Below are 13,691 nucleotides of genomic sequence, written 5' to 3' on the forward strand. Positions count from 1 at the left end.
GGACCGGCCCGGGGAACAGGAGATCATGTGCTCGACGCCGACTTCTTCCGCCGCTGGATGGCGGCCACCGCGGCCGCCGTGGACCGTGAGGCGGACCGACTGACCGAGCTGGACTCGGCGATCGGGGACGCCGACCACGGCAGCAACCTCCAGCGCGGCTTCGCGGCGGTGGCGGCCGTCCTGGAGAAGGACGCGCCCGCGACTCCGGGTGCGGTGCTGACCCTGGCGGGGCGGCAGCTGATCTCGACCGTCGGCGGTGCGTCCGGACCGTTGTACGGGACGCTGCTGCGCCGTACGGGCAAGGCGCTCGGCGAGGACGCCGAGGTGGACCGGGACCAGCTCGCCCGGGCGTTCGCCGCGGGTGTGGCGGCCGTGGGGCAGCTCGGCGGGGCGCAGGCCGGGGACAAGACGATGCTGGACGCGCTGCTGCCGGCCGCCGAGGCGCTGGGCTCCTCGTTCGGCGGCGCGGCGGAGGCGGCCCGGGCGGGTGCGGAGGCGACGGTGCCGTTGCAGGCGCGCAAGGGTCGGGCCAGCTACCTCGGTGAGCGCAGCATCGGCCACCAGGACCCGGGGGCGACTTCGGCGGCCCTGCTGGTCGAGGCGCTGGCCAGGACGGCACAGGACGGAGGTGCGAAGGCATGAGCGAGGAGCCGCAGGTGGGCATCGTGCTCGTCTCGCACAGCGGTCCGGTCGCGGAATCGGTCGCCGAACTGGCCCGGGGCCTCGCGGCGGGAGGTGTGACGGCCCCCGTCGCGGCGGCCGGAGGGCTGCCGAACGGCGGGCTCGGCACCAGCGCCGAGCTGATCGGCCGGGCCGCCGCATCGGTGGACCGGGGCGCCGGGGTCGCGGTCCTCGTCGACCTCGGCAGCGCGGTCCTCACGGTGAAGGCGATGCTCGCCGAGGGTGACGAGCTGCCGGAGAACAGCCGGCTGGTCGACGCGCCCTTCGTGGAGGGCGCGGTCGCCGCCGTGGTGACCGCGTCGTCCGGCGGCGACATCGGCGCGGTGGAGGCGGCGGCCTCGGAGGCGTACGGGTATCGCAAGACGTAGTGGGTCGGGTCGTACGGGGTGGAGTCCCGTGCACGCCCCGGCCCTCCGTTGGCGTGCCGCTCACCGTGATTGCAGACTTGACGACATGTCGGCAGGCAGGCGCAGTGCGGGACTTCTCCTCTTCCGGACCACCGGTTCGGGAGGTGAGCGGGATGTCGAGGTGCTGATCGGGCACATGGGCGGGCCGTTCTGGACCGGGCGGGAGGAGGCCGCCTGGTCGGTGCCGAAGGGTGAGTACGGCCCCGAGGAGGATCCGGCGGCGGCCGCGCGGCGGGAGTTCGAGGAGGAGCTCGGGCTGCCGGTGCCGGAGGGTGCCTGGCTGCCGCTCGGTGAGTCGCGTCAGCGCAGCGGCAAGACGGTGACCGTCTGGGCGGTGGAGGCGGAGCTGGATGTGGCGGCCGTGGTGCCGGGGACGTTCACGATGGAGTGGCCGCGCGGCTCCGGCGTGCAGCAGGAGTTCCCGGAGATGGACCGGTTCGCCTGGTGCACGCCGGAGGAGGCCGACGGGCTGCTGATCGTCGGTCAGCGGATCTTCGTGAAGCGGCTGCGCGACCGGGTGCGCGCGGCGGGATCCTCTTCCCCGGAGGCATAGGGCGCGGCGGGGCGGCCGGCCCGCAACTCCAGTACGTCACCGGTGAAGCGGGCCCGGAAGCTGCGGTCGTGCGAGACGACGACCACGGCTCCCGGGTAGGCCGCGAGCGCCGCCTCCACCTCTTCCACCAAGCTCAGCGCGATGTGGTTCGTCGGCTCGTCCAGCACCAGCAGATCGGCCGGCCGGGTCACCAGCCGGGCCAGGGCCAGTCGGCGCTGCTGGCCGATGGAGAGGGACGCGACGGGTACGCCGAGGTCCTCGGGCCGGAACAGGCCCAGCTCCAGCAGCTCGTCCGCGTACTCCTCCGGGAAGCCCGGACGGCCCGCCGCGAAGGTGGCGAGCAGCGTGCGCCGGGTCGGCCGGGCGGGCAGCTCCTGCGGGAGGTGGCCGACCCGGGCGCGCCGGCGGACCGTCCCGGTGTCGGGCGCCAGGTTCCCGGCGAGGACCCGCAGCAGCGTGGTCTTCCCGGCCCCGTTCTCGCCGGTCACCAGCAGACGGGCGCCGGGCTCCACGCGGAGGGCCGGGAGGTGGAGCCGGTCGCCCACGGAGACGCCGTCCAGCTCCACCAGGGGCCCGGTGCCGGTCTCCGCCGCCAGGGCCGGGCGGCCGGTGAAGGCGAGCGGCTCGGGCGGGGCCGGTACGGGGGTGCGCTGCAGCGCCTCCAGCCGGGTGCGGGCCGCCCTGACCTGGCCGGAGAGTTTGGTCTCGTGCGAGCGGCGGTGTTTGCCGAACCCCTGCTTCGGATCCCTGCCGGTGGCCGCGAGCCGCTGACCTGCGGCGTCCACCAGCTCCGCCGTACGGGCCAGGTCGCTCAGGTAGTCCTGGTGCTCCTGCGCCCAGCGGCGGCGGGCCGACGCCTTCGCGGTGCGGTAGCCGTCCCAGCCGTCGCCGTACCGGGTGACCGTGCGCAGGTCGCGGTCGACCTCCAGGATCACGGTGGTGACCCGCTCCAGGAAGGCCCGGTCGTGGGTGACGGCGACGACGGTGCCCCGGTGGGCCCGCAGGTGCTCCTCCAGCCAGGTCACCGCCCGTACGTCCAGGTGGTTGGTCGGCTCGTCCAGGAGCAGCAGTTCCGGGGCGGCCGCCAGCACACAGGCCAGGGCGAGGCGGGACTGTTCGCCGCCGGAGAGGGTGGAGAGCGTGCGGTCGCGGGTGAGGTGGGCGAGGCCGAGGCCGTGGAGAGCCGCCTCGGTACGGGCGTCCGAACGGTAGCCGTCGCGCTCCTCGTAGGCGGTGAGGAGGTCTCCGTACGCGGCGAGTTCCCCGTCCGCGGGCTCGGCCGCCGACAGTGCCTCCTCCGCCTCGCGGATGCGGCGCTCCAAGGCACGGAGTTCGGCGAGGGCCGCGTCGACGGCGTCCTGCACGGTGGCGGTGGGGTCGAGGGCGAGGGTCTGGGCGAGGTAGCCGGTGGAGCCGGGGAAGCGGACGGTGATCTCGCCGCTGTCCGGCTGTTCGGCTCCGGCGAGCAGCCGCAGCAGGGTGGACTTTCCGGAGGCGTTCTCGCCGATGACGGCGGCTTTCTCACCGGGGCGGACGGTGAGCGTCACCTGGTCGAGTACGGAGCGGTCTCCGTACGCCTTGGAGACGTCCTTCATGGTCAGTTGGGCGCGGTCGCGCTGAGGGTGCATCGGGGCCATTTCCCTGATTCCTGGGTGAGCGCCCGCGGCAGCGCGTGCGGGGACGCGCGGGGGCGGGGCGTGGATACCGGACGGCGGAAGGACAGCGGCGCACCGGGGCCTGGATGCGGCCAGGCGTCGCCCGGTGCGGTCACGGGCGGTGCTCGGCGGTCGGCCGGGGGCTCGGCCGGTGACGTCAGGCGTCACACGGCGGCTGTCCGGGCCGGGAATCAGCGGAAGTAGTAGTACGAACGCATGGCATCGAGTGTAACGGCCGCCCGGTCGCGGGGCCGGGGATTTATACCGGCCCCGCAATCGGCGCACAAGGCTCAGCCGTTAGGCAGGATGACCGCGCGGCCGTTGATGCGGCCGTCGTGCAGCCGCTCGTAGGCGCGCGGGGCCTCGTCGATGGAGTACGTCTCCACGTGGACGTCGACGGCTCCCGCGTGGGCCAGGTCGAGGACCTCGGCGAGCTCCTTGCGCGAGCCCCAGTAGGGGGCGCTGACGTTGGTGCCGTACGGCAGCGTCCCGAAGCCGACGGGGAGCGCGCCGCCGCCGATGCCGACGATGGTGACGTCGCCGTCGACGCGCGCGGCGGCTCCGGCGGTCTCGACGGTCGGCGGGGCGCCGACGAAGTCCAGCACCACATGCGCGCCGAGTCCGCCGGTCAGCTCCTTGACGCGGGCCGCCGCCTTCTCGTCGGAGAGGACCGCCTCGTGCGCGCCGACCGACCTGGCCAGGTCGAGCTTCTCCTCGGTGACGTCGAGCGCGATGACCCGGACGGCCGTCATGGCGCGCAGGAGCTGGATCGCGACGTGGCCGAGGCCTCCGGTGCCGATGACGACGGCCGTCGCACCGGGCGCGAGCTTCGGCAGCGAGCGCTTGATCGCGTGGTACGGGGTGAGTCCGGCGTCCGTGAGCGACACCGTCTTCACCGGGTCCAGGTCACCGATCGGCACCAGGTGGCGCGGGTCGTCGACGATCATGTACTCGGCCATGGCACCGGGGGCGCCGAGTCCGGGCGGCATGATGCCGAGCTCCTTGGCGCGCAGGCAGTAGTTCTCCTTGCCTTCCGCGCAGTTCACGCAGATGCCGCAGCCCCAGGGCCCGTACACCGCGACGGAGTCGCCTTCGGACAGGCCGTGCACGCCGTCGCCGAGTGCGGCGACCGTGCCGACGCCCTCGTGGCCCAGGGTGAGGGGCAGCGGGAAGGGGATCTGGTCGGCGGGCCAGCTCATCACCGCGATGTCGGAGTGGCAGACACCGGCGGCGGTGACCTTCAGCAGGACCTGGCCGGGGCCGGGCTCGGGGTCCGGCACGGTGACGACCTCGGGGGCTTCACCGACGGCGCGGTACTGGACGGCTTTCATGGGTCTCCTCGCTTCTTCGCTGCCTTGTGCTCTTCGGCCTGGTGTTCCTCGACCGGCCCCCGTGATGTCCCGTAGGTCCTTTGTCGCCCGTGGCTCCCCCGTCCGCCACCCGGGCACCGTTACGGAGCGGAGTAGCCGCCGTCCACCAGGTGGTAGCTGCCGTGGATGAAGGAGGCCTTGTCGGAGAGGAGGAAGACGGTGAGTTCCGCGACCTCCTCCGCGGTGCCGAGGCGTCCGGCCGGGTGCAGGGAGATCAGGTGCTCGCGGGCCTGCGGGTCGGCGTTCCGCAGGAGCGGGGTGTCGATGAAGCCGGGGCCGACCGCGTTGATCCGGACGTTCTGGGCGGCGTATTCGAGCGCCGCGCTCTTGGTGAGGCCGACGACGCCGTGCTTGGCGGCGACATAGGCGGGCGAGCCCGCGAAGCCGTTGGTGCCGAGGATGGAGGACATGTTGACGATCGCGCCGCCGCCCGACGCGACGATGGCGGGCAGCTCGTGGCGCATCGAGTAGAAGACGCCGCTGAGGTTGGTGGCGACGACGCGGTCCCAGTCCTCGACGGGGTAGGCGCCGGTGGGGGCGGCTGGACCGGCGATGCCGGCGTTGTTCACGGCCAGGTGGAGGGCGCCGAAGGTCTCCACGGTGAACCGGACACCGGCTTCGACGGAGGCCGGGTCGGTGACGTCCATGCGGACGGCGGCCGCCCGCGCACCGGTGCTCTCCAGCTGGGCGGCGGCTTTGCGGGCGCTCTCCTCGTCGTAGTCGGCGACGACGACGGCCGCGCCGGCGGTGGCGAGCAGCCGGGCCACGGCGAGGCCGATGCCGGAGGCGCCGCCGGTGACGAGGGCGGTACGGCCGGCGAACTCGGCCGCGGGGGTGGTGGGGGTGGTGGTGCTCATGAGGTTGCCTCTTCTGCTGTGTCTTCTGTGGTGCCCGGGGCTGTGAGGAGGTCCGCCGAGAGGGCGTCGAACGCCTCGGTGACCAGGTCGGGCAGGGCGTCGGGGCGGCCTCCGCGCACCCAGGCGGCCTGGGCGGCGAGGAGCGCGCCCGCTCCGGCCGCCACGGTGACGGCGGGGCGGAGGTCGTGGCGCGGGTCGGTGCCGAGCCGGTCCGCGACGATGGCCACCGAGTCCTCCTGGGCGTCCACCCGGATGTGGTGGAAGGCCGCGTAGAGCGTCGGCTCCTCCTCGGCGGCGGTCAGGAGGTCGAAGATCCGGGGGCGGCGGTGCCAGGGCTCGGCGTCCGGGTCGGCGAGCCAGGCCAGGACGGCGCGCCGGTAGGCCAGGAGCGGGGGCTCCTCGGCGGGACGGGCCCGCAGGGCCTCGTTGATCCGGTCGCCGTCGCCGCGCAGGGAGTCGAGCGCGGCGGCCTCCTTGCTCGCGAAGTACCGGCTGAACGTACGGCGGTCGACGTCCGCGGCCTCCGCGATCTCCTCGACCGTGACGTACCGCAGCCCCCGGTCGAGCACCAGCTCGAACGCGGCCTGCGCCAGCGTGTCGCGGGTGCGGCGGGCCTTCCGGCTACGCCGCTCGGGGGCCCTGCGTTCCGGTGCCCCGCGCTCCGGCGGTTCCGGCGTCGCCGTCCGCTCCGGGTTCTTCTCCTCCGCGCTCATACATGCACCGTACACCTGAAAATGTCCCCGCGCGACATTCGTCTCACAGGGACATCACGGGCGGGTCGTTCAGTCGGTGACGGCGCCCGCGACCGGCCGGGCCTCCTCGGCGCCGGACACCGGCCGCGGCTCGCCGTCGCCCGGCGCCCGGCGTAGCGCGAGCGCGGCGACGTCGTCGCGCCTGACGCCTCCGGTGAACTCCGCCAGGTCGAGCTGGAGCGCGTCCAGCAGCTCACGCGGACCGTGCCCGGCCCAGCCGCTCAGTCGCTGGTCCAGCGGGTAGAAGGCGTGGGCCGCGTCGCGGGCCTCGGTCACTCCGTCGGTGACGACGAGGAGAGTGGCGCCGGGCGGCAGGGCGAACGACTCCGCCGTACGGGTCTCCCGGCTGAGGCCGCCGAGGCCGAGGGGCACATACGTCCGCTCCAGCGGTACGGCCGACGCGTGGCCCTCGTACAGCAGCCACGGCGGCAGATGGCCGCAGTTCACCGCCTGTACGTCGTCCTCCTCGTCGAACCCGAGGACCAGCGCGGTCACGAAGCGCTCGGCCTCACCGGTCTGGGCGGAGAACCCGTTGTGCCGGACGACGGCGGCCTCCAAGGCCTCCACCACACCGGTCAGCGTCGGCTCCCGGACCGCCGCCTCACGGAACGCCGCGATGGTGGCGAACCCGGCCCCTATGGCCGGGACCCCCTTGCCCTGGACGTCGCCGATGATCACACGGGTGCCGTACGGCGATTCGACGACCTCGTAGACGTCGCCGCCGACGAAGCGGTCCTCCTCGATCGGCTCGTAGAGGCCGTACGCGAAGACCCGGTCGGTGATGACGGGCAGCGGGCGCAGGATCTGGCGCTGGAGGGCCACGGCGGTGGAGCGGAGCCGGGCCATCTCGGTGGCGTGGCGTATGCGGGCGGCGCAGGCGGCGACGCCGAGGGCGCAGGCCAGCACGGTGAAGCCGATGCCGAAGACGAAGTCCCAGAAGGTGCCGTCGCTGCCGAGCCCGGAGCCGACGACGACCGCCGTGATCCAGACCGCCACCCAGACGGTCTGGCGGAGGGTGCAGAAGACGGAGGCCAGGGCAGGGACGACCACGAGGAGGGGGATGACCCGGAGGTCATCGCCGGTGACCGCGTCGAGGAGGGCGACCAGCGCGCTCAGCAGCAGCACGAGGCCGGCCAGCGCCCAGTTCCCGATCCGGCCCCTGGCCGCCTCGGCGCCCGCGTCCGCACCCGGCAGGGCCGTCGGCCGGCCCGGTGCTGTGCGCCCTTTCCCCAGGGACACGCCCTCTCCTCCCGTTCTCTGTTCGGTGCCGCCCGTGGGTGAGGACGGTCCCTTCCAGTTGACCTCCATTCGGGCCATGGCGCAGCGGGGCATAGGGCCCGGAGGCGGTGCCGAAGGTCCCGGGCGGGACGTTCGGCCCGGGACCTTCGGCCCTCTTCCTCCTGGTCACCGCAGTGCGGCGCGGCGGGTTCCGTCGGCGGGCGGGAGGCTCACGGGAGCCAGGGCGGAGATGAACTCGGGGTGGGCGCGGAGCTGGAAGCCGAGCGATGCGTAGAGCCGGATCGCCACCGCGTTGGCGGCGGAGGTGTGCAGGAACGGCGTCTCGCCGCGCTCACGGATCCCGTACGCCACCGCCCGGACCAGGCGGCTCGCCAGCCCCTGTCCCCGTACCGCCTCGTCCGTGCAGACCCCGCTGATCTCGGTCCAGCCCGGCGGATGCAGCCGCTCCCCCGCCATCGCCACCAGCGCGCCGTCCCGGCGGATGCCCAGGTAGGTGCCGAGCTCCACCGTGCGCGGCAGGAAGGGGCCGGGGCGGGTGCGCTCCACCAGGGCCAGCATCTCCGGCACGTCCGCCGGGCCGAGGCGTACGGCTTCCGGGTCGGGCTCCGGGACCACCGACACATCGACGAGCTGGACGCCGCGGATCCGGTGGAGGATCTCCCAGCCCCTCGGCGGCTCCTCACGCAGCGTGTTCAGGCCGATGGTTCCGCCCGGCCCGGCGAGCGCGGCGAGATCGGCCCAGTCCCGCGCGTCCGGGACGCCGGGGTGAGCGGTCCACGGGGACACGTCGACGGGATAGCGCAGGATCCGGCCGCGCCGCTCGGCGAAGTGCGCGTGCGGGCCGGTGAGCGAGGCGAGCGCGGGGTTGTCCAGGGGGTGGGGTGGAGCTCCGGGCCCGGCGGCCGGTGCGGCGAACGGGTCGGTGGCCGGCGGGCCGACTGCGGAGGCGGTGGCCGGGACGGCCGACGGGCCGGCGAGCGGCTGGGCCGGCGGACCGGCGAGCGGCTGGGCCGGAGAGACGGTTTCAGGCGTGGCGGTCCGGTGCCGGGGCGCGGGGTCGAGGGCGGTCACGGGCCCACCTCGGCGATCGGATCGGGCCGTTCGGCCGCATCCCGTGCCACCCCTCCGCGGCACCCTTCGTACGCGTACGGCTTGCGCATGCTCTCCCTCGTTCCGGTCCATCGCGCGGTTCCTCCCGGCGGGCACCCGGTGCCCTGGCGCCGCGCGTCCGCCACCCGCGAAAAGCCGATGCGCGCAGGGCGTATTCCGCGCCGGGGAACTGTTCACGAGGCCGCAATCAACGGCGGCGGAGACCGGCTCCACGCCCTGGAAGGAGAGCTTCCGGAGCACGGCGGGAACCGGCGTGCGCCCACCTGGAGGAGCGGCGAATTCGACTCATCCGTCAGCCAATCCGCGCGGGTCCGGTCCCAACTGCCTTCCAGCTGTGGCACTCTGGTGGCGACCGCCCCACCGGGCTCCCCCGTACCGGTGGGGCGGTTCTGTGCGCCCCCTGTGGACCGGCCCGCCCCCATGACGGTGTTTCAGCGCCGAACTCCGCCTGTTTCCGCCTCTCTCCAGCCGATTCCGGCCAACTCCCGACCTCTGGCCAGATCGAATCCCTCCCGTACGCATGAGGACCGGACCGCCGGGCAGTCGAGTAAACCGGATGGCCTACGACCTGGGGAGGGTGACGAGATGACGGCGCACACGGCACGGAGCACCGGTACCGAGCAGCGGACCGGGACCACGGAGGACCTTCCGTGGATCGAGGACGCCGGCAAGGTCGCCCCCATGGACGCCCGGCGGCTGTCGCGGCTCTTCTTCGACCGCCTCCAGGTCCTGGAGGAGGGCACGCACGAATACCAGTACGCCCGCAACACCCTGATCGAGATGAACCTCTCGCTGGTCCGGTTCGCCGCCAACCGCTTCCGCAACCGGGGCAGCGGCGACATGGAGGACATCATCCAGGTCGGCACGATCGGGCTGATCAAGGCGATCGACCGCTTCGACCTCTCCCGCGAGGTGGAGTTCACCTCCTTCGCCGTGCCGTACATCGTCGGCGAGATCAAGCGGTTCTTCCGGGACACCAGCTGGGCCGTCCATGTGCCCCGGCGTCTCCAGGAGCTGCGGGTCGACCTCGCCAAGGCCAAGGAGACCCTCGCGGCCGACCTCGACCGGGACCCGACGGTACGGGAGCTTGCCGAGCACCTGGGGATGGACGAGGCCGAGATCACCGAGGGGATCGTCGCCTCCAACGGCTACACCGCGGGCTCGCTGGACATGCCGACCGACTCCGCCGAATCCGGCCCGCAGAACGTCGGCGGGCGGACCTTCGCCGATGTCCTCGGTGAGCCGGACCCCGCCATGGACACCGTGGAGAACCTGCACACCCTCGCACCGCTGCTGGGCGAACTGGACGAGCGGGAACGCCGGATCATCGACATGCGGTTCGGCCAGGAGCTGACGCAGGCGCAGATCGGCGCCGAGCTCGGGATCTCCCAGATGCATGTCTCCCGCCTGCTGAACCGGATGCTGGGCAAGCTGCGCAACGGGATGCTGACCCAGGAGTGACACGACACAGCCCCCTCACCTGACTTTCTCATCAGTCAGGCTCTCCATTCCTCGGCGAAAATGCCGTCATGCATCACCTCCCGTGTTGAGATTTGCTCAACACCTGGTTACGGTTGCCGACCATGGAGCAGTACGAGGTGGCCGCGCGGGTCCGTCAGGTGATCGACGCGGCGGGAGTCAGCGCACGTGAGTTCGCCCGGCGGATCGTCATCGATCCGTCGAAGCTGTCGCGCTCCCTGAACGGCACCCGTCGTTTCACCGCCGCGGAGCTGGCCCGGATCGCCGACATCGGAGGTGTGGACGTTGGCTGGCTGCTGGGCTCGGTGACCGGGCCGCCCTCACCGATCACTTCACCTCCCCCCTCACCGGCCGCTTCACATCCCGCGCCGGTGCCCGAGGGCGGCAGACCCTTGCAGATCGTGCGGGAGACCGTCCGGCTGATCGCCGAACGCGGGTTCCACGCCGTCCGGGTCGCGGACATCGCCACCGCCTGCCGCACCAGCACCGCCGCGATCCACTACCACTTCCCCGGCCGCGACGAGCTGCTCGAGGCGGCGGTGCGGTGGTGCATGGACGAGGACACCCGTCGCCGGGCAGCGGCCACCGAAGGAACCGTCCACGCCGGTGACGAGCTGCGCCTCCTGCTCGACCTCCAGACGCCCCGCACCGAGCAGCAGCGCCGCCAGTGGTGTGTCTGGCTCGACCTCTGGGCCGAGGCGGCCCGCTCCACCACCGTGGGACAGCTCCACCGCGAGTACTACCGCCAGTGGCGGACGACCGTTGCCGAGGTGATCCGCCGCGGCGTCGAGCAACGCGTCTTCCGTCCCGTCGACCCGGACAACGCGGCCCTCACCCTCACCGCCCTGATCGACGGACTGGCCTCCCAGGTCCTGGCCACCGCGCCCGACAGCCCCGGCTCGGGCACGGGTGCCGAGGCCATGCACGACGCCCTGATCGCCCACGTGGACACCTGCCTGACTACGCCGGCCGCCTGACCGTACGCCGAGCGGCTCCGGTCAGCGCCCCCGTGCACGATCACGTCAGCGGTGTGCCACCCCCCATTCCGTACCCCCACTCCCCCACCCCGAGGAGACACCCCCGCATGCCCGTGAACCAGGACGTCATCATCACCTGCGCCCTCACCGGAGCCGGTGACACCGTCGGCAGAAGTCCTCATGTCCCCGTGACGCCCGAGCAGATCGCCGCCTCCGCCGTGGAGGCCGCCGGAGCCGGTGCGGCCGTGGTGCACATCCATGTCCGCGACCCGGAGACCGGCGCACCCTCCCGCGACCCCCGGCTCTACCGCGAGGTCGTGGAGCGGATCCGGGAGACCGGCACCGATGTCGTCATCAATCTGACCGCCGGAATGGGCGGCGACCTGGTCATCGACCCGGAGGCCCCGCTCCAGCAGCTGCCCGGCACCGATCTGGTCGGTGGCCTGGAGCGGCTGCCGCACGTGGAGGATCTGCTGCCCGACATCTGCACGCTGGACTGCGGTTCGCTGAACTTCGGCGACGGCAGCAACCTCTACGTCTCGACCCCCGACATGCTGCGCACCGGCGCGAAGCGCATCCAGGAGCTCGGGGTCCGGCCCGAGCTGGAGATCTTCGACACCGGCCAGCTCTGGTTCGCCAAGCAGCTCCTCGCCGAAGGACTGCTCGACGACCCGACGGTCTTCCAGCTCTGCATGGGCATTCCGTGGGGCGCGCCCGCCGATCCCGGTGTGCTCCAGGCGATGGTCAACATGCTGCCCGAGGGCGCCCGTTGGGCCAGCTTCGCGCTCGGCCGGATGCAGATGCCCTGGGTCGCGCAGTCGATCCTCCTCGGCGGTCACGTCCGGGTCGGCCTGGAGGACAACCTCTACCTGGGCAAGGGCGTCAAGGCGACCAACGGCCAGCTGGTGGAGCGCGCCGTACGGATCACCGAGGCTCTGGGCTCCCGGGTCGCCTCTCCCGACGAGGCGCGGCAGCAGCTCGGCCTCCGCCCCCGCATATGACCGCCCTCTCCTCTCCCTCTGGAGCGCAGCCCGTGCCATCCGCATCCCCTTCCACCCCTGCCCCTGCCCCCGCGCCCTGCGCCCCGGAGGACGTACGCCGTGTCGCGTGCGTCGGAGCCGGTGTGATCGGCGGCGGGTGGGTGGCCCACTTCCTCGCCCGCGGCTACGACGTCACCGCCTGGGACCCGGCCCCCGACGCCGAGACCCGGCTGCGCCGGCTGGTCGCGGCGGCCTGGCCCGCGCTCGAACAGCTCGGGCCGGCCGAAGGCGCCTCGCCGGACCGGCTGACCGTGGCCGGGAGCCTCGAAGAGGCGGTCGCCGGTGCCGAGTTCGTCCAGGAGAGCGCGCCGGAGAAGCTCGACCTGAAGCGCGACCTGCTGGCCCGGCTGGACGCGGCCACTCCGGCCGGTACGGTGATCGCCTCCTCGACCTCCGGCTATCCGATGACCGACATGCAGACGGCGACCGCCGGCGCCGCACGGCTCGTGGTCGGCCACCCCTTCAACCCGCCCTACCTGATCCCGCTGGTGGAGGTGGTCGGCGGCGAGCTGACCGCGCCGGACGCGGTGGCGTGGGCCGCACGCTTCTACGAGGTGGCGGGCAAGTCCGTCATCACCATGGACCGCGAGGTGCCCGGTTTCATCGCCAACCGGCTCCAGGAGGCCCTGTGGCGCGAGGCCCTGCACATGGTGGCCAACGGTGAGGCCACCGTACGGGAGATAGACGCGTCGATCACCGAGGGTCCCGGGCTGCGGTGGGCGGTGATGGGGCCGATGCTGACGTTCGCGCTGGCGGGCGGCGAGGGCGGCATGGCCCATATGCTCGACCACTTCGGCCCGTCGCTGAAGTCTCCCTGGACCCGGCTGGAGGCACCCGAGCTGGACCGCGCGCTGTACGAGGCGGTGGTGGCGGGCTGCGACGAGGCGGCGGAGGGCCGGAGCATCGCGGATCTGGTCGCGGAGCGCGACCGGGGCGTGATCGACGTGCTGCGGGCGACCGGTCGGCTGCCGGATTCCGCCTCCACCGAGGAGGCCGCCCGATGACCGGGAACGACACGACCTCCGGCCTCCCGCTCTTCCGCGCGACCGTACGGCCCGAGTGGATCGACTACAACGGCCATATGAGCGAGGCGTTCTACGTCCTGGTCTTCGGATACGCCACCGACGCGATGATGATCGGGACCGGTCTGCACGCCGGCTACCGGGAGTCCACCGGCTGCTCGCTCTACACCGTCGAATCGCACCTCCGCTACCTCCGCGATGTGCCCGTAGACGCCCATCTCGCCGTCCGCACCGGCCTGTTGGGCGCCGATGCCAAGAAGGTGCGCTTCGTGCACGAGATGTACGTGACCGGCGCACCCGACGACGTACCGGACACGACGGCCGAACCGGTGGCGACCAGCGAGCTGTTGGCCCTCCATGTGGACCAACAGGCGGGCCGCGCGGTGCCGTTCCCGGATGCCGTACGGGAACGGCTGGACGGTCTCGTCGAAGAGGCGCCGGAGTGGGCGGGACGCTCCATCGCGGAGGTCCCGGCGCCGCGCTGATCCGCAGCGACGCGCAGGGCCGGTCCGGACCACGGGCCGGCCCTTTGCGTTGCCGCCGTATTGC

Annotated in this window: 14 protein-coding genes; 8 read left to right on the plus strand and 6 right to left on the minus strand. The window is 72.9% G+C overall.

Annotated elements, in window-relative coordinates:
- The first annotated feature begins 27 nt into the window (after positions 1-27).
- From dhaL to ACQP09_RS01305, 3 genes are all read left to right on the plus strand, one after another.
- Positions 28-642, plus strand: a complete 615-nt coding sequence (gene dhaL / locus ACQP09_RS01295) for a dihydroxyacetone kinase subunit DhaL (RefSeq protein WP_433395252.1) — start codon at positions 28-30, stop codon at positions 640-642.
- Complete coding sequence (locus ACQP09_RS01300; protein WP_432150077.1) at positions 639-1,049, plus strand: PTS-dependent dihydroxyacetone kinase phosphotransferase subunit DhaM; 411 nt, start codon at positions 639-641, stop codon at positions 1,047-1,049. The genes dhaL and ACQP09_RS01300 overlap by 4 nt, the downstream gene beginning before the upstream one ends.
- A gap of 85 nt (positions 1,050-1,134) precedes the next feature.
- Entirely contained in the window at positions 1,135-1,641 is a 507-nt protein-coding gene (locus ACQP09_RS01305) for an NUDIX domain-containing protein (protein WP_433395254.1), read from the plus strand.
- Here the strand turns inward: ACQP09_RS01305 and abc-f are convergent.
- The 6 genes from abc-f to ACQP09_RS01335 form a co-directional block, all read right to left on the minus strand.
- Entirely contained in the window at positions 1,572-3,269 is a 1,698-nt protein-coding gene (abc-f, locus tag ACQP09_RS01310) for a ribosomal protection-like ABC-F family protein (RefSeq protein WP_433406451.1), read from the minus strand. The two genes, ACQP09_RS01305 and abc-f, sit on opposite strands and share 70 nt — an antisense overlap.
- Before the next feature lie 317 nt (positions 3,270-3,586).
- Positions 3,587-4,627, minus strand: a complete 1,041-nt coding sequence (locus ACQP09_RS01315) for an NAD(P)-dependent alcohol dehydrogenase (protein ID WP_433395256.1) — start codon at positions 4,625-4,627, stop codon at positions 3,587-3,589.
- Positions 4,628-4,746: 119 nt separating this feature from the next.
- Positions 4,747-5,523, minus strand: coding sequence for an SDR family NAD(P)-dependent oxidoreductase (locus ACQP09_RS01320; RefSeq protein ID WP_433395258.1), 777 nt, complete (start codon positions 5,521-5,523; stop codon positions 4,747-4,749).
- Entirely contained in the window at positions 5,520-6,236 is a 717-nt protein-coding gene (locus ACQP09_RS01325) for a TetR family transcriptional regulator (RefSeq protein ID WP_433395260.1), read from the minus strand. The genes ACQP09_RS01320 and ACQP09_RS01325 overlap by 4 nt, the downstream gene beginning before the upstream one ends.
- Positions 6,237-6,305: 69 nt before the next feature.
- On the minus strand, positions 6,306-7,514 hold the full coding sequence (locus tag ACQP09_RS01330; protein ID WP_433395261.1) for a PP2C family protein-serine/threonine phosphatase: 1,209 nt from the start codon (positions 7,512-7,514) through the stop codon (positions 6,306-6,308).
- Between the two features lie 165 nt (positions 7,515-7,679).
- Positions 7,680-8,387 carry a GNAT family N-acetyltransferase gene (locus ACQP09_RS01335; protein WP_433406452.1) on the minus strand — a complete coding sequence of 236 codons (708 nt, stop codon included), beginning with the start codon at positions 8,385-8,387 and terminating at the stop codon, positions 7,680-7,682.
- 822 nt (positions 8,388-9,209) lie between these two features.
- On the opposite strand from ACQP09_RS01335, the gene ACQP09_RS01340 reads away from it, so the two are divergent.
- The 5 genes from ACQP09_RS01340 (at position 9,210) to ACQP09_RS01360 (ending at position 13,627) form a co-directional block, all read left to right on the plus strand.
- Positions 9,210-10,085, plus strand: coding sequence for an RNA polymerase sigma factor SigF (locus ACQP09_RS01340; RefSeq protein ID WP_433395263.1), 876 nt, complete (start codon positions 9,210-9,212; stop codon positions 10,083-10,085).
- 122 nt (positions 10,086-10,207) lie between these two features.
- On the plus strand, positions 10,208-11,080 hold the full coding sequence (locus ACQP09_RS01345) for a TetR family transcriptional regulator C-terminal domain-containing protein (RefSeq protein ID WP_433395265.1): 873 nt from the start codon (positions 10,208-10,210) through the stop codon (positions 11,078-11,080).
- Positions 11,081-11,187: 107 nt separating this feature from the next.
- Positions 11,188-12,081 (plus strand): 3-keto-5-aminohexanoate cleavage protein, encoded by an 894-nt coding sequence (locus ACQP09_RS01350; protein ID WP_433395267.1) that lies wholly within the window; start codon positions 11,188-11,190, stop codon positions 12,079-12,081.
- The gene (locus ACQP09_RS01355) at positions 12,078-13,124 is read left to right on the plus strand and encodes a 3-hydroxyacyl-CoA dehydrogenase NAD-binding domain-containing protein (protein ID WP_433395268.1); all 1,047 of its coding nucleotides are present in this window, start codon (positions 12,078-12,080) and stop codon (positions 13,122-13,124) included. The genes ACQP09_RS01350 and ACQP09_RS01355 overlap by 4 nt, the downstream gene beginning before the upstream one ends.
- Complete coding sequence (locus tag ACQP09_RS01360; RefSeq protein WP_433395270.1) at positions 13,121-13,627, plus strand: thioesterase family protein; 507 nt, start codon at positions 13,121-13,123, stop codon at positions 13,625-13,627. Before ACQP09_RS01355 ends, ACQP09_RS01360 begins: the two co-directional genes overlap by 4 nt.
- The last annotated feature ends 64 nt before the right edge of the window (positions 13,628-13,691 follow it).

This window comes from Streptomyces sp. CA-146814, from assembly GCF_050942385.1.
In the GTDB taxonomy this organism is placed as follows: Bacteria; Actinomycetota; Actinomycetes; order Streptomycetales; family Streptomycetaceae; genus Streptomyces.